Source organism: Labedella gwakjiensis, from assembly GCF_003014675.1.
In the GTDB taxonomy this organism is placed as follows: domain Bacteria; phylum Actinomycetota; class Actinomycetes; order Actinomycetales; family Microbacteriaceae; genus Labedella; species Labedella gwakjiensis.
This window is the reverse complement of record NZ_PYAU01000001.1, coordinates 2393120-2412234: the sequence shown is the minus strand read 5'-3', so window position 1 is coordinate 2412234 and position 19115 is coordinate 2393120. Positions and strand designations below refer to the sequence as shown.

Annotated in this window: 15 protein-coding genes; 5 read left to right on the top strand and 10 right to left on the bottom strand. The window is 69.4% G+C overall.

Annotated features, from left to right (window positions below):
• Nucleotides 1-11: 11 nt before the first annotated feature.
• Together CLV49_RS11385 and CLV49_RS11380 are read right to left on the bottom strand one after the other, a co-directional pair.
• Nucleotides 12-1733, bottom strand: a complete 1722-nt coding sequence (locus CLV49_RS11385) for a BNR-4 repeat-containing protein (RefSeq protein WP_243696699.1) — start codon at nucleotides 1731-1733, stop codon at nucleotides 12-14.
• Nucleotides 1734-1980: 247 nt separating this feature from the next.
• Entirely contained in the window at nucleotides 1981-3474 is a 1494-nt protein-coding gene (locus tag CLV49_RS11380; RefSeq protein WP_106565043.1) for a glycosyltransferase family 2 protein, read from the bottom strand.
• Nucleotides 3475-3734: 260 nt separating this feature from the next.
• Here CLV49_RS11380 and CLV49_RS11375 point away from each other — a divergent pair, with 260 nt between their 5' ends.
• Nucleotides 3735-4340, top strand: coding sequence for a hypothetical protein (locus tag CLV49_RS11375; protein WP_127054309.1), 606 nt, complete (start codon nucleotides 3735-3737; stop codon nucleotides 4338-4340).
• 37 nt (nucleotides 4341-4377) lie between these two features.
• Here CLV49_RS11375 and CLV49_RS11370 read toward each other — a convergent pair whose 3' ends face one another.
• The 6 genes from CLV49_RS11370 to CLV49_RS11345 all read right to left on the bottom strand — a co-directional run bounded on the left by CLV49_RS11370 (nucleotide 4378) and on the right by CLV49_RS11345 (nucleotide 13041).
• On the bottom strand, nucleotides 4378-5589 hold the full coding sequence (locus CLV49_RS11370; RefSeq protein ID WP_106563648.1) for a GGDEF domain-containing protein: 1212 nt from the start codon (nucleotides 5587-5589) through the stop codon (nucleotides 4378-4380).
• The gene (locus tag CLV49_RS11365; protein WP_106563647.1) at nucleotides 5579-7273 is read right to left on the bottom strand and encodes a sensor histidine kinase; all 1695 of its coding nucleotides are present in this window, start codon (nucleotides 7271-7273) and stop codon (nucleotides 5579-5581) included. Before CLV49_RS11365 ends, CLV49_RS11370 begins: the two co-directional genes overlap by 11 nt.
• A gap of 46 nt (nucleotides 7274-7319) precedes the next feature.
• A complete protein-coding gene (locus CLV49_RS11360) occupies nucleotides 7320-8372 on the bottom strand; it encodes an aspartate-semialdehyde dehydrogenase (protein WP_106563646.1) in 1053 nt (350 codons plus the stop codon).
• Nucleotides 8373-8402: 30 nt separating this feature from the next.
• On the bottom strand, nucleotides 8403-9668 hold the full coding sequence (locus CLV49_RS11355) for an aspartate kinase (RefSeq protein ID WP_106563645.1): 1266 nt from the start codon (nucleotides 9666-9668) through the stop codon (nucleotides 8403-8405).
• A 128-nt stretch (nucleotides 9669-9796) separates the two neighbouring features.
• On the bottom strand, nucleotides 9797-10396 hold the full coding sequence (gene recR, locus CLV49_RS11350; RefSeq protein ID WP_106563644.1) for a recombination mediator RecR: 600 nt from the start codon (nucleotides 10394-10396) through the stop codon (nucleotides 9797-9799).
• A gap of 38 nt (nucleotides 10397-10434) precedes the next feature.
• Complete coding sequence (locus CLV49_RS11345; protein ID WP_208019790.1) at nucleotides 10435-13041, bottom strand: DNA polymerase III subunit gamma and tau; 2607 nt, start codon at nucleotides 13039-13041, stop codon at nucleotides 10435-10437.
• A 204-nt stretch (nucleotides 13042-13245) separates the two neighbouring features.
• On the opposite strand from CLV49_RS11345, the gene CLV49_RS11340 reads away from it, so the two are divergent.
• Genes CLV49_RS11340 through CLV49_RS11325 form a run of 4 tightly spaced genes read left to right on the top strand, consistent with a single transcriptional unit; the run spans nucleotide 13246 to nucleotide 15688 of the window.
• Complete coding sequence (locus CLV49_RS11340) at nucleotides 13246-13935, top strand: SipW-dependent-type signal peptide-containing protein (RefSeq protein ID WP_243696602.1); 690 nt, start codon at nucleotides 13246-13248, stop codon at nucleotides 13933-13935.
• 9 nt (nucleotides 13936-13944) lie between these two features.
• The gene (locus tag CLV49_RS11335; protein WP_158261961.1) at nucleotides 13945-14592 is read left to right on the top strand and encodes a SipW-dependent-type signal peptide-containing protein; all 648 of its coding nucleotides are present in this window, start codon (nucleotides 13945-13947) and stop codon (nucleotides 14590-14592) included.
• A 17-nt stretch (nucleotides 14593-14609) separates the two neighbouring features.
• Nucleotides 14610-15206 carry a signal peptidase I gene (locus CLV49_RS11330; protein WP_106563640.1) on the top strand — a complete coding sequence of 199 codons (597 nt, stop codon included), beginning with the start codon at nucleotides 14610-14612 and terminating at the stop codon, nucleotides 15204-15206.
• Complete coding sequence (locus tag CLV49_RS11325; protein ID WP_127054311.1) at nucleotides 15203-15688, top strand: fibronectin type III domain-containing protein; 486 nt, start codon at nucleotides 15203-15205, stop codon at nucleotides 15686-15688. The genes CLV49_RS11330 and CLV49_RS11325 overlap by 4 nt, the downstream gene beginning before the upstream one ends.
• Before the next feature lie 15 nt (nucleotides 15689-15703).
• Here CLV49_RS11325 and CLV49_RS11320 read toward each other — a convergent pair whose 3' ends face one another.
• The gene (locus tag CLV49_RS11320) at nucleotides 15704-16909 is read right to left on the bottom strand and encodes an acetate/propionate family kinase (RefSeq protein ID WP_106563638.1); all 1206 of its coding nucleotides are present in this window, start codon (nucleotides 16907-16909) and stop codon (nucleotides 15704-15706) included.
• Nucleotides 16906-19032 carry a phosphate acetyltransferase gene (gene pta / locus CLV49_RS11315; protein ID WP_106565042.1) on the bottom strand — a complete coding sequence of 709 codons (2127 nt, stop codon included), beginning with the start codon at nucleotides 19030-19032 and terminating at the stop codon, nucleotides 16906-16908. Before pta ends, CLV49_RS11320 begins: the two co-directional genes overlap by 4 nt.
• Nucleotides 19033-19115 lie beyond the last annotated feature (83 nt).

Sequence of the window (19115 nt, the reverse complement as noted above, 5' to 3'; positions counted from 1 at the left end):
CGGGTGTCGCGTCACCCCTCGGCGACCGATACTAGGGTCATGGGACTGCCTCCGCTCGGATAGCTGCCGGGGGCCGGCGCCCGCCCGTCGACGATCCACGGCCCGGATCCCCAGACGACGAACCACCGCGACTGCTGACCGGCGACCGTGACGGCGGGGCTCTCGGCGTGGCGCGACGCGAGCGTCGATGACGCGCCGTCCGGCAGGGTGTCGACCTCGAGCGGCACCGGCGAGGACGTCGCGACGTCGTCCCGGACGAACGACGACGCCCCGGTGAAGGAGCCCGGTCCGATCGTGAGCACACGGGAGACGCCGTTGCACTGGTACGCCAGTTCGAGCCGCCCGGCCTCCGTCGGGACAGCTCCCGAACCGTTCGTCTGCAGGACGGACGTGGACGCGCCGGCACCGAGATCGTAGATGCCCGTCCAGCGCGACGCCTGATTCACGATCCAGTACGCCGCGAGACCGTTCGGACGGGCGACGAACAGCTGCGTCGTGCGCCTCGATCCCGTGCCCGTGTATCTGAAGTAGCTCACGACGGGTCGCGCCGACGCGTCCCAGCCGATCGCCAGCTGCCCATTGAGCAGTCCCCCGCCGGCGGTCGGGATGTCGTCGACCACGAGGGTCGAGTAGCCGCTCGACTCGTCGACGAGCGAGTACTCGATCGTCGACGGCAGCGTCGCGCCCGATACCGTCGTCCACGTGACGAGGTCAGTGCTCCGCGCCACGGAGACGCGCGAGTTCGTGTCGGCGGACGAGGCGAGGTCCCGCCACGACCACAGCAGCCACCAGCGTCCGTCCGTGCCGAGGACGGGCCCGATCGTCTCTGGACTCATCGAGACGGACCCGTCGGCGCCCTGGCCCCGTCCATCGAGGAGCGGGAGCCCCTCCGTGTAGGCGTAGGCGGGATTCGAGTTCGGCATATCGATGCTGCCGCTCACGCTGGACCAGACGCTCGTCCCCGTGTCGTACGCGTAGAGGAAATAGCTCGCGTCGCCCGAGATCCAGTGGCGATACCCGAGGAACAGACGACCGTTCGGGCCGATGAACAGCCGCGGCGCGCTCACCACGCGATCCTTCGAGGCCGCGAGGATCGCGACCCCGTTCGGGAAGGTCTTCACTCCGGGGAGGGTCGACTTCCACCCCATCGACGCCACGGAGTGCGCCGCGCCGCTCCGCCAGTACGGCAGGTCGTCGTTGTGGGCGTTGCCGGCGACATGGACGAATCCGAGCCCGTCGATCTCCATCGTGATGTTGTTGTGGGAGTCGTCCACGTTGCCGCCGGAAGACGACGGGGTCGCCGCCCCTTGGTCGAAGAGGACGGGAGTGCCGTCGGCCCTGGAGAGGATCGTCCGCTCCACGACGGCGCCGGAGGCATTCACGGCGGCCACCGCCATGCGCACGGGGACCCGCCCGTTCTCCGCGGCGGGTCCGGGCGTGTAGTAGGCGATGAACATGCGATCGACGGCGGGGTCGTGGACGACGGCCTGCGGGAGCATCATGCCGGCGTAGCTCCGCTCGGGCGTCCCGTCCGACGTCGTCACGGTGACCGCGGAGAGCGCTTCGGGCCGCTCGAGGTCTGCTGGTGCCGGAACCGTCTGGCCGGGAGTGCCCGGACATGACAGCGTCGTCGCGGCCGCGGCCGGACTGCTCGGCGCGAACGCGGACGCCAGCCCCGCTACGAGAACGAGCGTCATCGCGGCGGAGACCCGCCGGAGGCCCGTCCCTCGCATCACGCTCCGCTCCGACCGGTCGGCGACCGGCCACCTCCCCACATGCTCCTCCCGCCCCCTCCCCCGCGACAAGCGACCACGGGGTGAACCCCGGGGTGAATCAGCGGCATGCGAGCCCGATCCGCCGCCCTCGAGCCCCTCGGCTCAACGCAACGTCCCCGAACGACTCGAGCCCCTCGAAGGGCCCAGGACACTGAGGGGGTGTGTCCTGGACCCGTCGAAGGGCTCGAGTCGTGTGGTGCCGGGGTCAGACGCGGTAGCCGCGGTGACGACGGATGATGGAGAAGACCATGGTGAGGGTCTGGATGATCGTGATGACACCGAGGACGGGCCAGCACACCCACAGGATAGTGGACTGAACCTCGGTCGACAGCTGGAACCACACGAAAGTGAGCGCGGCGCACGTCGCGAGGAGTCCGATGAGGGGCACGAGGTAGGCGTTGCCCGAGCCGCGCTCGGCCTTGGCCTGCTCCGCCCAGTTGTCGACCTGCTTGCGACTCGCGAACTTCGTCCAGGCGCGGAGGAAGTGTCCGATCCGGATCCACATGTAGACCTCGGCGGGGAAGAGCAGCAGCGCGAAGAGGATGTCCTTCCAGTTCCGCGTCTTCATCGACAGCGCGACGCGCATGTTGAGGACGATCGCGGCGGCCGGCGGGATGAGCCACCAGGGGCTGAAGACGAACGCGCCGATCGACAGCGAGGCGACGAGCAGCAGCAGGAACATCACGCGGGAGACGATGTTGACGGCCATCGAGAGGTGCTCGAGCCACCGCAGGCGGAGGTTCGGGTGGAACGGCTGGCCCTTGGTGTCGCCGCGCTGTCCCGGCCACATGAGCTCGATGGCGCCGAAGTTCCACTTCACCTGCTGCGCGTCGAGCGAGCGGAGGGTGTGCATTCCGCCCACGTTGGCGCGAGCCTGCGCGCTGATCTTCGTGAGGTAGCCGGCGCTCTTGATCTGCAGCGAGAGGAGGGAGTCCTCGACCTCGCTGTCCTTGACCCACGGCGTCTGCTGGTGGCTGTCCTCCATGACCTCGCGGAGGGCCTTGGTGGAGAAGATGGAGAACTGGCCGCCGAGCACGGCCATGTTGCGGCCCTTCAACATGTTCGACATGTTGAAGGCGGCGAACTGGGCGCGCTGACCGGCGATGAGGAACGGCGCGATCGGGCCGGTGACGGCGGTGTCGTCGATGCTGTAGATGGCCGAGATGCCGCCGATCCGGGTGTCGGATGAGATCTCGTCGACGAGGTTCTGCACGGCGGTCGGGTCCGCCGTGGTGTCGCCGTCGACGCCGAGGAGGTAGTCGTAGGCCTCGACGAGGTCGTAGCCGTAGTTCAGCGCGCCGACCTTCTTGTCGGGGTTGACGCCGATGTCGTGGACGAAGACCTCGGTCTCCTGGTACTCGTCCGGCCCGGTGCGGCGCACGTGGGCTCCGGCATAGTGGCTCGCGAACTCGACGGTCGCATCGGTCGTGTTGTTCACGATCACGTGGATGACGTCGGGGAGGCGGGTCTGTCCGAGGAGCGAGTCGAGCACGCTCGCGATGGACTCCTCCTCGTTGTACGCGGGGATGATGCAGCCCACGGTGGGGCGATACGTGGGGAGGGCCTCGACACTCTCGATGAAGTCGTTGGCGAATTCATCGAAATCGGGTCGTGCCGAGGTCCCCCCGACGCTTGAGGGTGCGGAAGCGCCGACGGGACGCTGCGCCGATGAGTCCGGGGTTCGGGTCCCTGAGGTCATGGCCATCTCCATCTGCTTCCGTGTGTTACCGCTAGGTGTCCCGCACGATTCCTCGTGCGTTCTGAGATCAGTGAACAGGCCGCACCTCAGGCGACCCGCGAGGAAGCTGCTGGTTAAGCTCAGGTTTTCCTCAAGATCTGCGCACCATGGATGCAGATGTGCCCGGTTCGGGGGACAATGCGTCCCCCATCCGCGGGTCATCGGGCGCGAACGTGCCCTCGAGCGAGACGCGAGGACGACCCCGATGACAAGATGGACGCATGAGCATCCGGAGAATGGCCACAGCCGCCGCGGCCTCGATCGCCGTGGTCCTCTCGCTCGCGGCCTGCGGCACGCCGCCGTGGGAGGCGAACGCCACCGGCACCCCGACGCCGACCGCCACGGTGCCGACTCCGCAGGCCACCGTCGACACTGTCGTGAACGAGCTGGCCACGGGCAGCACCGAACGCGTGCTCACCGCCGGCAACATCACTCTCACGGTCGACTACTGGTCGACTCTCTCGATGGATCAGTGGACCGCCGACGCGAACAAGCCTCTGAGCTTCTCCGCTGTCGCTGAGCTCAAGGGCGGCGACAACCGCGTCTACCTCTCGAAGGTGTCGGTCGTCACGGCCGTCCGGGGTGACGGCGTACAGCTCACCTCGCCCGATCCGCTCGCCGACAGCGCGAACGTCGCGCCGGGCTACTTCATCTCGTCGCCGTACAGCTACAGCCAGAGCTTCGTTCTGCCCCCGATCGATCCGGCAGCGGAGTCCGTGCAGCTCACGATCACCTACGAGCTCCTGCTGCAGACCACGCCGACGTCGACGGAGTACGCGAAGCAGACGGCCACGGACACCCTGACGATCGCGATCGCGCAGCCCTGACGTCGTCGGCCGTCCGGCTCGGCTAGTCGAGGCTCGGCTAGTCGAGCATCATGCGGGACCGGTCGATGCGCCGCGGGACCGCTTGGGTCTGGAGTGCGGCCTCCACCCGATTGCCCCCGGCCTCGCGCGCCTGCTCGAGCGCCCCGAGGGCCGCCTCGCGCAGCTTGTCGAAGTCGAAGGGCACGGTGAAGCTGTCCGCTACGCCGATGGAGGCGCTCAGCCTGATGTCGCTCGCGCCCTCGAGACGCGCCTCGACGATCTCCGCGAGGATCGCCTCCGCGATCTCTCGCGTCGCCTGAGGTTCGGACACCATGGCGAGCACCCCGAAGTTCGCCGTCTTCTGCCGCCCGAGGACGGCCGATGTCGGTGTCACCTCGCGGAGCACCGTGGCCACCGTCTGGAGCGCCGCATCGCCCGTTCCACGGCCGAATGCCGTGTTGATCTCGTTCAGGCCGTCGATGCGGATGAGGATGAGGGCCACGGAGCTCGAGCGACGCCTGGCCCGGTCGATGCGGTCGCGTGCCCCCTCCTCGAAGGAGTCGGCGGAGAGCACACCGATCGTGAAGACACCGCCGCGAGAGCGGGGTCCGACCGGGGGACGGTCACCGTACGCCCTCTCGACCTGCAGACTCGTCATCGCGACGGCCGAGGAGGTCACGAACAGGATCGTCGTGAAGGTCGCGAGATCCGACCCGAAGTACGTGCGGAACAGGGCGTCGTACGGCCCGTACAGCAGGAAGACCGCACAACGGGCGAGGTAGAACGCGGAGACCACGAGCATGACGACGGCGAGCGAACGCGCGCTCACGCGCGTGCGCATCTGCCCGGTGAGCCCCTCGATGCCCGCGAGGAGAGCGAACAGGCCGACACCGCCGAGCATCTCGGCCCCGCCGGCCCACTCCCCGCCGTCGGGCCCGCGCAGAAGGACGGCGGCGATGATGACGGCTACACCGATGAGCGTGACCCAGGTCAGCGGCTTCCGACCGTTGTAGGCGCGGCACCCCGCCCAGACGAAGCCGATGGCGGCGACGATGGCGCCGTTGCCGACCGCGATCGTGACCGTCGCACCCGGCGTGAGCGCGTTGAAGCCGTAGGCCAGCGCTGCGAGCATGCCGTTGGTGAAGGCGATCGTCCACAGCCGAGAGACGAGATCGATGCGCTGGATGGAGGTGTTCAGGATGAACGACGATCCGGCGAGGATGGTGACGAGGGCGCTCATCACCGAGAGGGTGGCCGAGTCAAGAACCATGGGTGCTCCGATCCTGTCTCGCGCCGGCCGTCGCCGTGTCGCGTCGTTCCTTCGGGAGGGTGACGGTGAAGGTCGTGCCGACCCCCGGTTCGCTCTCCACGGCGACGGTGCCGCCGTGTTCTTCGATGATCTCCCTGGCGATGTTGAGCCCGAGCCCCGTGCCGTGGATCGATGTCTGCCTCACGGAATCGGCCCGGTAGAAGCGCTCGAACAGGCGCTCCTGCTCGTCCGGTCGCATCCCCCGCCCGGTGTCGCGCACCGTGATGCGGGCGTCGTCGCCCGCGTCGGTCACGGTCACGACCACGGAACCGCCGTCGTTGTTGTACTTGATCGCGTTCGACACGAAGTTGTCCATGACCTGCCGGAGGCGGAAAGCGTCGCCCATCACCACGACGTCGCCGCTCGATCGCACATCGACGCCGATGCCCCTCGCCTGGCTCGCGACCCGCGCAGCCTCGAGCGACTGCGTCGCGATCGCCGTCACCTCGCACGGCGCGAAGTGCATGACGAACCGGTGGGAGTCGGCGCTCACGGTCACGAGCAGGTCGCTCACGATCTGGAGCAGTCGCTCGGAGTTGTCGAGGGCGATGCCGACGAGTCGACGCGCCTCCTCGTCGATCCCCTGGCTGTCGACCACGAGGTCGAGGTAGCCGAGCACGGAGGTGAGCGGGGTCCGCAGCTCGTGGGAGACCGAGGCGACGAAGTCGTCGCGCGCCTCGACGGCGGCGATCTCCGGCGTGATGTCGCGGGTCACGATGATGCTGCCCTGGCTCTCGCCGTCGTCGTCGAGCAGCTGGCGGGCGGAGACGGCGAGCGCGATGCGGCGCTCGCCCGGCTGGCCCTGCCAGATGATCTCGTTGTCGAAGACCTCACCGCGCATCGCTCGCCGGTACGGTCGGCGGCTCTCGGGCACGGGCGTGACGCGGTCGGGCAGGTAGACGCGCTCTTGGACGAGGGACTCGTTCATCTCGCCGAAGGGTTCCATGAGGGCGCGGTGCGCCTGGTTCACGAGGATGACGTTGCCACGATCGTCGTAGCCGATCACCCCGAAGGTGACGGCATTGATGATCTCGTCGAGCGTCTCCCGCTGGCGACGGACGCCGGACATCGTCGTCTCCAGCAGTCGCGACTGCTGGCGCAGCAGGACCCTGTGCGCTGCACCCCGACGCGCGGCCTGGAAGGCGGCGGTCGCGAGGAACATGAAGGTGATCGGCAACACGAAGATCGCCGGCACACTCGCGACGGAGAGAGCTGTGCCGCTCCAGAAGAACGACGACCACAGGAGCACGGAGCAGATGATCGGGCCGAGCGCGGCGATCCACAACCGGAAGTGGCTCGCGAGCCAGAAGATCGGGAAGACGAAGAAGAGGCTCGCTGCGACGGACGGCTCCCCCTCCCTGAGGAGCATGATGGACGCGATGTCGGCGAGCGGGATGAGGGCGATCCAGTCGTGGGGGACCTTCGCCCACGGGATGATGGACGCCGCAGCGGTCGTGGCGAACATGATCGCCAGTCCGGCGACGTACCGCGGGTCCGAGACGCCGACGGGAGAGAACAGGTACGTCACGACCGTGAGCGCGAGGACCGCCGTCGCGGCGAGCATCTGCATGAGGAAGACGCTGCGCTCCAGACGCTGCGCGACGATACCCGTCTTCGCCGCCTTCGCCGTCTTCACCCGAACCATGGGTTGAGCGTAGCAACGTGTCCGACGGCGAATCCGTCGGACACGATCACGCGACGGGCTGTGATGCGGCGATGACCTCGGCGATCTGGACGGCGTTGAGCGCCGCCCCCTTGCGGAGGTTGTCGTTGGAGATGAAGAGGGCGAGTCCACGACCGCCCGGCACGCTCTGGTCCGTTCGGATCCGGCCGACGTACGAGGGGTCGCTGCCGGCAGCCTGGAGCGGCGTCGGCACCTCGGCGAGCTCGACGCCGGGGGCCGCTGCGAGCAGCTCCTCGGCGCGTTCCGGCGTGATGGCCGACGCGAACTCGGCGTTGATCGAGAGGGAGTGGCCCGTGAAGACGGGGACGCGGACGCACGTTCCCGACACGAGGAGCTCCGGCAGCTCGAGGATCTTGCGACTCTCGTTGCGGAGCTTCTTCTCCTCGTCGGTCTCCCGCTCGCCGTCGTCGACGATCGAGCCGGCGAGCGGGATGACGTCGAAGGCGATCGGGCGCACGTACTTCACCGGCTCGGGCAGCGTCACGGACGACCCGTCGTGCACGAGGCCGAGAAGGTCCTGCTCGACCGCGGCGTGCACCTGTGACGCCAGCTCCTCAGCTCCCGCCAACCCGGAGCCGGAGACCGCCTGGTAGGTGCTCACGATGAGCCGCTCGAGACCGGCCTCCGCGTCGAGGACCTTCAGCACGGGCATCGCGGCCATCGTCGTGCAGTTCGGGTTCGCGATGATCCCCTTGCGGGCCTCGCGGATCGCGTGGGGGTTGACCTCGCTGACGACGAGCGGCACATCCGGATCCATCCGCCATGCGCTCGAGTTGTCGATCACGGTCACTCCGGCCGCGGCGAAGCGCGGTGCGTGGGCCCGTGACCCGGTGGCACCCGCGGAGAAAAGGGCGATGTCGAGGCCCGACGGGTCGGCGGTCTCGATGTCCTCGACCACGACCTCGCGATCGCCGAACGCGATCGACTGGCCGGCGGACCGCGAGGTCGCGAAGAAACGGATCTCCGCGATCGGGAATTCGCGCTCCAACAGGAGGCGCCGCATGACCTTGCCGACCTGACCCGTCGCTCCGACCACTCCGACGCGCATGCCGTTACTCATATGTTCTCTCCTCGTACCGATCAGAACGGCCTAGCGGCCGGTACCCGCGTAGACGACGGCGTCGACGTCGCCGTCGAGCCCGAACGCCGTGTGCACCGCACGCGCCGCCTCGGCGATCGTGTCGGCGCGCGTCACGACCGAGATGCGGATCTCGCTCGTGGAGATCATGTCGATGTTGATGCCGGCGTCGTAGAGCGACTCGAAGAGCCGAGCCGAGACGCCGGTGTTGGTCCGCATGCCCGCACCGACGAGCGCGAGCTTGCCGATCTGGTCGTCGTGCTGCAGCGAGGCGAACTTCACGTCGTCGCGCTCGTTGCGGAGCGCTGTCAGCACCGACTGCGCCTCCGACTTCGGGAGCGTGAACGAGATGTCGGTGAGACCGGTGGCTGCGGCTGACACGTTCTGCACGATCATGTCGACGTTCGCGTCGGCGCGCGCGATGATCTTGAAGATCTGCGCGGCCTTTCCGGGCACGTCGGGCACGCCGACGACGGTGATCTTCGCCTCGCTGAGGTCGATGGCGACTCCGGTGACGATGGGCTGTTCCACTGTCTCACCCTCTTTCGGGTTGATCACGAGGGTTCCCTCGTTGTTGCTGAACGACGAACGCACGTGAAGCGTGACCCCGTGACGGCGCGCGTACTCCACGGCACGGATGTAGAGGACCTTGGCCCCGGCCGCCGCGAGCTCGAGCATCTCCTCGCTCGTGACGGTGTCGATCTTGTGCGCCCTCGGCACGACGCGGGGGTCCGACGTGAAGATGCCGTCGACGTCCGTGTAGATCTCGCAGATGTCGGCGTCGAGGGCTGCGGCGAGCGCGACGGCCGTCGTGTCGGAGCCTCCGCGACCCAGCGTGGTGATGTCCATCGTGTCGCGGTTGAAACCCTGGAAGCCGGCGACGATCGCGATCGCTCCGGAGTCGAGGGCCTTGCGGACGCGGACCGGCGTGACGTCGACGATGCGCGCGGCTCCGTGGTGCGCGTCCGTGAGCATTCCGGCCTGGCTGCCGGTGAAGGACTGGGCGTCGTAGCCCATCCCCTTGATGGCCATCGCGAGGACGGCCATGGAGATGCGCTCGCCGGCCGAGAGCAGCATGTCGAGCTCGCGCGGCTCCGGCAGGGGTGTGACGGTGTGTGCGAGGTCGAGCAGTTCGTCGGTCGTGTCGCCCATGGCGGAGACCGCGACGACCACGTCGTTGCCGGCCTTGCGGGTCTCGACGATCCGCTTCGCGACGCGCTTGACGCTCTCGGCGTCGGCGACGGACGATCCGCCGAATTTCTGCACGATGAGACTCACGGGATGACTCCTGGGTGGGATGACGGGCTGCGCCCGAAGACCCATTCTAGGGTTCCGCGCATACGGTGTCGGCCATGTGACGACGGTGCGGAGCGCACCATCGGAGCACCGTGCGCGGCCAGCCTCCGTCAGCGCGAGACGACCGTGCGACCCTCGAAGGCGCGGCCGAGAGTGACCTCGTCTGCGTACTCGAGGTCGCCGCCGACGGGGAGCCCGGAGGCGAGCCTCGTGATGCGGATCTCGAGCGTCGTGAGGAGCCTGCTGAGGTAGGTGGCCGTCGCCTCGCCCTCGAGGTTCGGGTCGGTCGCGATGATGACCTCCTCCACCGTGCCGTCCGCGAGCCGCTGCAGCAGTTGCCGGATGCGCAGCTCCTCCGGGCCGATGCCGTCGATGGGACTGATGGCGCCGCCGAGCACGTGGTAGAGCCCGCGGAATTCGCGTGTCCGCTCGATCGCGACGACGTCCTTCGCCTCTTCCACCACGCAGATGAGCGCGGGGTTGCGACGAGGATCGCGGCAGATGGAGCAGGTCTCCTGCTCGGCCACGTTGCCGCAGATCGCGCAGAAGTGGACCTTCTCCCGCACCTCGGTGAGCAGCTCGGCGAGTCGGGAGACGTCGAACGTCTCCGTCTGCAGGATGTGGAACGCGATGCGCTGCGCCGACTTCGGTCCGATGCCGGGAAGCCGACCGAATTCGTCGATGAGCTCCTGGACGATGCCCTCGTACATGGCCTACCTCGTTCCTCTGCTGGGGCGGATACCCCGGGTCACGGGGTGAACCGCGACGGCGGCGTGTACGGCTGTTCCTCGATGAAGCGCGCTCCGAGGATCTCGCGGACGACGGCCTCGCCGTAGCGCGCGCTCTGCCGTGCCGACGGTTCAGGAGCGGTCGGTGCCGCGCGGGGGGCGGCCCGGGGGACGGCGGGTCGAGTCGCCTCCGGGGCGGTGCGCGGCTCCGGGGCGGTGCGCGGCTCCGGGATCTCGGCGACCGGCGACGCGGTGGCCGCCGGCGACGAGCTCGGCGGTGTACTCGGTGGTGTGCTCGTCTGCTCCGGTGCCGGCCCGTCGTCCGAGCTGCCCGGGATGGCCACGACGTGCCAGCCAGCGGCGTCGGCAGCGGGCGTGGGCGCCTGTGCGGGACGCTGCGGCGCGGACGACCTCTGCGGGGCCTGTCGCTCCGGGGAGGGCCGCTGCTGCGGGGGTCGCTGCTGTGCAGGGCTCTCCCGTGTGGGGCTCTCCCGTGTGGGGCTCTCCGGGGAGGGCCGCTGCTGTGCAGGGCGCTGCTGTGGGGCGGCACGACCGGCGGCGGTCGGGCGTTCGTGATCCTCGAGCGGCGGCGGGACCGAGTCGTCCGGCGGCGCGTCGTCGTCGGACAACGGCGGGACGTCGTCGTCGACGGGTGCTGAAGCGGTAAGCGCCTGCTGCGCGCCGCCGCCGGTGGGCGTCGTGCGCTGGGGACGCTGTAGAGCCTGGGCTCCGCCCGGCCTCGCGTCGGCGGAACGAGGCCTGTCGGGCTGTGCCGGTGCCGAGGCCGGCGGGCGCTCCCCCACGGGTGTCGCCGACATCACCGCGGGTGCCGGACCCTGCGCGGCCGACGGCGCGGGAGCCCCGTCGACCTTCGCGATGTACTTCACGCGCATTCCGAGGACGTCGACGATGGCCTGACGCAGGACCTCGCTCACTCCCTGTCCGGCGTTCGACTGCTTGAAGCTCTCCACATCGTGCTGGCTCGGGAAGGTCAACGTGAGCACGTCGCCGTCGAGAGCCCGGACCGTGGCGGTCACGGCCACCATCCACGCGCCCCGCTTCGTGGCCCCCACCCGCTCGAGCACCTCGGGCCACGCGTCCTTCAGCTGCTGGAGCGAGACGGGTCCGCCGGTGGCTGCGGCCGGAGCCGGGGCGGAGCCGCCCGATGCCGCGGCCCCTGGGGTGGTCTCGGACGCCACGGGCTCTGCTGCGGGCTCCGACACGGCCCGCCCCGACGCGTGTGCGTCCGGCCCGGAGGCGGCGGTCGCCTGCGGTGTCGTGACCGGCGGAGTCGCGACCGGCGGTGTCGTGACCGGTGCTGTCGTGATCGGTGGAACCGCCGTAGCCGTCGTCGGCGCGATGACCGGGACAGCCGCTCGTTCCGCAGCGCGGTCGCCCGTCGCGACCGCGCCGCGCGAGTCTGCGCCGCGCGAGTCTGCACCGCCCGTGTCAGCACCGCCCGTATCGACGCCGATGCGACGCTCGAGCCGCTCGACGCGGGCGAGCGCGCCGCGGGAGGTCGCATCGGCGGCGGGCACGAGGATGCGCGCCATCATGAGTTCGAGGTGCAGTCGCGGTGACGTGGCACCGGACATCTCGCTGAGCGCGCGTCCCACGAGGTCGGCCGCTCTCGACAGCTCGGCGGGACCGAAGGCCTGGGCCTGCCGCGACATCCGGTCGAGCTCGTCCTGGGGCATCCCCCGCATCACGGCGGCCGCGCCGTCGGACGTGGCCGCGACCACGATGAGGTCGCGCAAGCGCTCGAGCAGATCGTCGACGAACCGGCGCGGGTCCTGTCCCGTCTGGATCACGCGGTCGACCGACCCGAAGACCGCCGCGGCGTCGCTCGCCGCGAGCGCGTCGACGACCTCGTCGAGCAGAGCGGTGTGCGTGTAGCCGAGGAGCGAGACCGCCCGCTCGTAGTCGACGGAGTCGCCCTCTGACCCGGCCATGAGCTGGTCGAGCAGCGAGAGGGTGTCGCGAGCGGACCCGCCTCCGGCCCTCACGACGAGCGGGAGGACGCCGGGAGCGACGGACACGCCCTCCGCCTCGCACAGCTCTCCGACGTAGTCGAGCATCTGGGCCGGCGGGATGAGCCGGAAGGGGTAATGGTGCGTGCGCGAACGGATGGTGCCGATGACCTTGTCTGGCTCCGTCGTGGCGAAGATGAACTTCACATGCTCCGGCGGCTCCTCGACGATCTTGAGGAGCGCGTTGAACCCCTGCGGCGTGACCATGTGGGCCTCGTCGAGGATGAAGATCTTGTAGCGATCGCGGGCTGGCGCGAAGATGGCGCGTTCGCGCAGGTCGCGCGCGTCGTCGACGCCGTTGTGGCTCGCGGCGTCGATCTCTACCACATCGAGCGACCCTCCGCCGTCGCGCGAGAGCTCTACACAGCTGTCGCAGACGCCGCAGGGGGTGTCCGTCGGGCCCTCTGCGCAGTTCAGGCACCGGGCGAGGATGCGGGCGGACGTGGTCTTGCCGCAACCGCGCGGGCCGCTGAAGAGATACGCGTGGTTGACCCGGTTGGTGCGCAGCGCCGTGCGCAGCGGATCCGTCACCTGAGACTGGCCGATCATCTCGGCGAACGTCTCTGGCCGGTAGCGGCGATAAAGGGCGGTGACCACGACCCCAATGCTAGTCGCCACCACCGACACCCGGGCTGGGCGCCGGTCACCCGGCATCCGGACCGGGCCGACCCACGAAGAGGGGGACAGACAGACGGACGGAGTCCGCCTAGTGTCGTCCTCGATGGCCGTTGAGGGGCGGCGCGTCTTGCGGTGCCCCTTTCGTCGACGGCTCGAGTGAAGTCGACTGAGGGGAAGACTGACATGACTGAAACGCGCCTTGCGCACCGACCATCCGATCCGGACGGGATGGCGCCTCCTGCGCGCCGATCCCGCTCCCGCAAGCTCAGGGCGATCCTCGCCGGCGGGCTCGTCCTCGGCGTCGGTGCCGCCATCACGCTCGCCGCGTGGAACGACTCCGAGTTCGCCACCGGCACGTTCAGCGCCGGCAGCTTCAACCTGGAGGGCTCCACGACGAGCGCGACCGCCGACTACGACGACCACAACGTCGACGAGGGGGACGCGGCCGCCGGTCTCGTCTTCACCACGCCGTTCGACAACCTCGCGCCGGACGACGTCGTGTACGCACCGTTCTGGCTCCGTCTCGCCGCCGGTACCACGACGGACGCGTCTCTCGTCGTCGAGAGCATCACGACGACGGACACGACCCTGACCAACGCCGACGCGCTCTCCTACGACGTCTACCAGCTGGCGAGCGCCACGGCGACGTGCGACGAGACCGGCGTCGCCGCGGCCACGGTCGTCGCGTCCGGAGCCGAGCTCACGACCGACGCCGCGGTCACGAGCACGACGCTCACACTCGCGAACGGGGCGACCGCGGCCGATGCCGGCGCTCCGGTCCAGCTCTGCGTGGTCGTCACCGCCGGTGACGACCTCGAGGAGGGCGGCGTCACCACGTCGACCTGGCAGTTCACGGCGACGAGCACGGAGTAGGTGATCGTCGTGCGTCATACCGACCACGACGACGAGAACAGGCGCCATCGCCGCTGGTGGTTCCGGGCACGAGCGCTCCTCTCGGGGGGCCTCGTGCTCGGGATCGGCACGGCGGTGACGGTCGCGGCCTGGAACGACAGCGAGTACGTCGACACGACGATCACCGCGGGGACGTTCCAGATCGAGGGCAGCACGTCGTCGGCGACGGCGGGTTACACCGACCACGCGGTGTCGACGGCCCCCGCGACACTCTCGTACTCGTCGCCCGTCACGGCGATCACCCCCGGCACCACGACGTACGCGAGCTTCTGGGTGCGGACGAAGGCGACGAGTGTCGCCGGCACCGTCACGCTCCAGACGCCGACCTTCGGGGCATCGACGGGACTCCAGTCGACGCTCACGTACGGGGTCCGGCTGCTGACCACGGCCCAGACCTGCGGAGCCGCGGCCTTCAGCCCGACACCCCTCGGGACCACGATCGTCGCGACGGGCACCACCCTGAACGCGACGCTCACGGCGCCGTCGCCCGTCATCTCGGCAGCGGGAGGTCTCGTGCACCAGTACTGCTTCGCGATCACCCTGCCCACCACGGCCGACAACACCGTCCAGGGGCTGAGCGCCGTCCCCACCTGGCAGTTCCTCGCGACAGCCACCTGACCCACCGTCGGAGCACCATGAGCACCACCACACGCCGGCGTGCCGCACGACCGTCGGGGGCACACGTCCGCCCCCGACGGCCCGCGCGCCACGCGATCGGCGACGCCTTTCTGACCCTGCTCGCCGTCGGAGGCCTCGTGTGCGTCGCACTCGTCGTGCTCTCCGTCGCCTTCCAGATCACGCTCGTCATGTTCAAGACGGGCTCGATGTCGCCGACCATCCCGGCCGGATCCGTCGCGGTCGTCCGTCAGATACCCGCGGACGAGATCCTCGTGGGGGACGTCGTCACCGTGGATCGACCCGGTGATCTGCCCGTGACGCACCGGGTCACGAGCGTCTCCGTCATCGACGGATCCCCCGAAGCGCGCACCATCACGATGCAGGGGGACGCGAACGCGTCACCCGACCCGTTCCCGTACACCGTGGAGACGGTGCGGATCGTGCTCGCCTCGATTCCGTCCATCGCCTCGGTGATCGTGTGGTTCTCGAATCCGGTCGTGCTCGGCGCTGTCACACTCGCCGCGTCCGTGCTCGTGGCGTGGGCGTTCTGGCCGCGCCACGACGAGGTCCACGAGGACGACTCCGTCACTCCCTCCGCTGGAGGCGACGGATGAACGATCGCCACCCGTCCAGGATGCGATCGCGGCTCGCCGCGATCGGGACGGCCGCCGCGCTGTGCTCGGCGCTGACCCTGCCGCAGACGACCGTGACGGAGGCGGCGTTCACGGACCGAGAGCACGCGGGCGGCATGATCACCGCGGGGCGTCTGGCTGCTCCGACGGCACTCACGTGCACCATCGAGTCGGTCCTCGGTCTGCTCGCGAACTACCGGATCGGCTGGACGGCACCGTCCGGCCCCACGCCGACGGGCTACACGATCACGGTCACCTACAGCTCGGGCTCCCCCGTCTACACGGGAGCGGCTCCGGCCGGAGCGACCTCGTTCGTCATCTCGGGCGGGCTCCTCGAGGGACTGCTCGTCCCCGGGACCTACTCCATCACCGTGCGAGCGACTCTGCAGAACTGGACGGGCCCCGTGGCGTCCCCCGCCCAGACGGGCCGACTCGTCGTCGCCACCGGCTGGCGGTGCAGCTGACGAGGGGACATCGCCTCAGGACACGGCCGAGAGCGTCTGGATGGCGATCTCGAGTTCCTCGTCGGTCGGCACGACGAGCACAGTGACGGCGGAGTCGTCCGTCGAGATCACGCGCGTCTCGCGACCGGAGGAGGTGTTCCGCTCGGGATCGATGCGGATCCCGAGGATGTCGAGACCGCCGAGCGACTCGGCACGCACGAGAGGGGTGTTCTCCCCCACTCCCGCCGTGAACGCGATCACGTCGAGCCGGCCGAGGTGGGCGGCGTACGCGCCGACGTAGTGGCGGATGCGGTGAACGTAGACGTCGAGGGCGTCGCGCGCCACCGTGTCCCCCGATTCCGCGCGGGCGATGAGGTCGCGCATGTCCGACGCACCGGCCAGACCCGTGAGCCCGCTCCTCTTGTTGAGCAGCGTGTCGAGCTCGTCGATCGACAGTCCCGCGCGCCGCGAGAGGTGCAGGAGGACGGCGGGGTCGAGGTCGCCGGACCGCGAACCCATCACGAGTCCTTCGAGCGGGGTGAGCCCCATCGAGGTCTCCACCGAGCGACCGCCGTCGATGGCCGTCACCGACGCCCCGTTGCCGAGGTGCAGGACGATCTGCGCGAGGTCCGCGAGCGGTCGACCGAGGAAGCGTGCGGCCTCCTCCGAGACGTACTTGTGGCTCGTGCCGTGGAATCCGTAGCGCCGGATGCGGTGCTTCGCCGCGAGATCACGGTCGATCGCATACGTGTAGGCGGCGGGCGAGAGCGTGCGGTGGAACGCCGTGTCGAACACGGCGACGTGCGGAACGTCGGGGAACGCGGCTTGCGCCGCGTCTATGCCCTGCACGGCCGCCGGGTTGTGGAGCGGCGCGAGGTCGGAGAGATCCTCGATGTTGATCTTCACGAGGTCGGTGATCACTGTGGGCTCGAAGAACCGGCGTCCGCCGTGGACGACCCGGTGGCCGACGGCGACGGGGCGATTCTCCGCGAGCGACGGACCGTGCTCCTCGAAGCTCGCGATCATCTCGCCGAAACCGGCGGTGTGGTCGGTGATCGGGACGTCGCGCTCCCAGGTGGACTCGCCGCCGTCCGACCGGGTCTCGTCGCGGTGCTTCACCCTTCCCGTTCCCTCGCCGATGCGCTCGACGAGACCGGATGCGAGAGCCGTTCGGTTCTCCACGTCGATCAGCTGGTACTTGAACGACGACGATCCGGAGTTGACGACGAGGACGGTGCTCATGACGCCGCCGCCGACTTCGACGGTGAGCCGGCCTGGATGGCCGTGATCGCCACCGTGTTGACGATGTCCTGCACGGTCGCCCCTCTCGAGAGGTCGTTGATCGGCTTGTTGAGGCCCTGGAGCACCGGGCCGATCGCCACGGCACCCGCGGAGCGCTGCACGGCCTTGTACGTGTTGTTGCCGGTGTTGAGGTCGGGGAAGATGAACACCGTCGCGCGGCCGGCGACGTCCGAGTCGGGCATCTTCGTCGCGGCCACGGCGGCGTCGGCCGCCGCGTCGTACTGGATCGGTCCCGCCACGAGCAGGTCGGGCCGGCGCTCGCGCACGAGTGCTGTGGCCGCCCGCACCTTCTCCACGTCGGCGCCGGACCCCGACTCACCGGTGGAGTACGACAGCATCGCGATCCGGGGTTCGATCCCGAACTGGGAGGCCGTGGCGGCGGAGGAGATCGCGATGTCGGCGAGCTGCGACGAGTCCGGGTCGGGCACGACGGCGCAGTCGCCGTAGACGAGGACGCGGTCTTCGAGAGCCATGAGGAACACGCTCGAGACCACGTTCACGCCGGGCGACGTCTTGATGATCTCGAACCCCGGACGGATCGTGTGCGCCGTCGTGTGGATGGCGCCGGAGACCATGCCGTCGGCGAGCCCCATGTGGACCATGAGGGTGCCGAAGTAGGAGACGTCGGTCACGACGTCTCGGGCCTGGTCGAGCGTCACGCCCTTGTGCGCGCGGACCCGCGCGTACTCGTCGGCGAACTTGAGAGCCATCACGGGGTCGTGCGGCGAGAGCACCTCGGCCCGCGAGATGTCGAGCCCGAGCTCGATCGCGCGCGAGCGTACCTCGAACGGCTCGCCGAGGATGGTGAGCCGGGCGACGTCGCGCGCCAGGAGCGTGTGCGCGGCGCGGAGGATACGGTCGTCCTCCCCCTCCGGCAGCACGATGTGCCGGTCGACGGCGCGCGCCTGTTCGAGCAGTCCGTACTCGAACATGAGAGGGGTGACGACCGAGGTCCTGCTCACCTGCAGCAGGTCGACGAGGGCCTTCGTGTCGACGTGCTGCTCGAAGAGGGCGAGCGCGGTGTCGTACTTGCGCTGCGAGTCCGCCGCGAGACGACCGCGCGTCGACGTGATCGCGACGATCGTGTCGTACGTTCCGAGCCCGGTGCGAATGATGGGCAGCGTCTGCGGCAGCCCGTCGAGGAGCTTCTCGATCGGCTCCGGCAGGTCGAATCCACCGTTGAGCACGATGCCGGCGATCGACGGGAAGGTGCCGGCGGCTTGCGCCATGAGGGCCGCGAGGAGCACTTCCGTGCGATCGCCCGCGACGACCAGGGCAGCACCTTCCGTGAGGCGCGGGAGCACGTTCACCATGCCCATTCCGGCCACGACCACGCCGAGCGCCTCGCGCTGGAGCAGCGCGGGGTCGCCCTTGAGGAGTTCGCCGTCGAGCGATTCCATGATCGACCCCATGCTCGGCGCCACGAGGTATGGCTCCTCCGGGATCGCCCACACGGGAACGCCGGGCTTGGCGAGTTCCACGCCGGCGACGACGGCCGCGGTGTCCGTGGCGTCAGCGCGGTTTGCGATCACGGCGAGCAGGGTGGCGTGAGCATTGCGCATCTCCTCGAGGGCGAGCTCCGCGATCTGTCGCATGTGCTCGGGACTCCGGGCCTTGCCCTGCCCGAGTCGCTCGCCGGCCCCCTGCCCCTCACGCCCGCCGAGAACGAGGAGGACCGGGGCGCCGAGGTTCGTGGCGATGCGCGCGTTGTACCCGAGCTCGGTCGGGCTGCCCACGTCGGTGTAGTCGGAGCCGAGGATCACGACGGCGTCGCACTTCGCCTCGACCGACTTGTACCGCTGGACGATGCGCGAGAGCGCACCATCGGGGTCCGCGTGCACGTCGTCGTAGCCGACGCCGATGCACTCGTCGTAGTCGAGGTCGACGCCGTCGTGCTGCAGGAGCAGCTCGAGGACGTAGTCCCTCTCCTGAACGGAACGGGAGATGGGGCGGAAGACACCGACACGCTTCACCTCATGGGAGAGCAGGTCGAGGAGCCCGAGGGCGATCGTCGACTTCCCGGTGTGCCCCTCCGCCGATGTGATGTACACGCTCGTGGCCACGATCATCCTTCGGTTGTCCGGGGGTTCGTGACAACGCTACAGGAGGCTCCTGGGCGTCTTCTACACGCTGTCGAAAAAGCACG

What these genes read in the sequence shown, in the direction of transcription:
- CLV49_RS11385 (WP_243696699.1), bottom strand. Translation starts at nt 1,733, where the DNA reads ATGCGAGGGACGGGCCTCCGGCGGGTCTCCGCCGCGATGACGCTCGTT.
- CLV49_RS11380 (WP_106565043.1), bottom strand. Translation starts at nt 3,474, where the DNA reads ATGACCTCAGGGACCCGAACCCCGGACTCATCGGCGCAGCGTCCCGTC.
- CLV49_RS11375 (WP_127054309.1), top strand. Translation starts at nt 3,735, where the DNA reads ATGAGCATCCGGAGAATGGCCACAGCCGCCGCGGCCTCGATCGCCGTG.
- CLV49_RS11370 (WP_106563648.1), bottom strand. Translation starts at nt 5,589, where the DNA reads ATGGTTCTTGACTCGGCCACCCTCTCGGTGATGAGCGCCCTCGTCACC.
- CLV49_RS11365 (WP_106563647.1), bottom strand. Translation starts at nt 7,273, where the DNA reads ATGGTTCGGGTGAAGACGGCGAAGGCGGCGAAGACGGGTATCGTCGCG.
- CLV49_RS11360 (WP_106563646.1), bottom strand. Translation starts at nt 8,372, where the DNA reads ATGAGTAACGGCATGCGCGTCGGAGTGGTCGGAGCGACGGGTCAGGTC.
- recR (WP_106563644.1), bottom strand. Translation starts at nt 10,396, where the DNA reads ATGTACGAGGGCATCGTCCAGGAGCTCATCGACGAATTCGGTCGGCTT.
- CLV49_RS11340 (WP_243696602.1), top strand. Translation starts at nt 13,246, where the DNA reads ATGACTGAAACGCGCCTTGCGCACCGACCATCCGATCCGGACGGGATG.
- CLV49_RS11330 (WP_106563640.1), top strand. Translation starts at nt 14,610, where the DNA reads ATGAGCACCACCACACGCCGGCGTGCCGCACGACCGTCGGGGGCACAC.
- CLV49_RS11325 (WP_127054311.1), top strand. Translation starts at nt 15,203, where the DNA reads ATGAACGATCGCCACCCGTCCAGGATGCGATCGCGGCTCGCCGCGATC.
- CLV49_RS11320 (WP_106563638.1), bottom strand. Translation starts at nt 16,909, where the DNA reads ATGAGCACCGTCCTCGTCGTCAACTCCGGATCGTCGTCGTTCAAGTAC.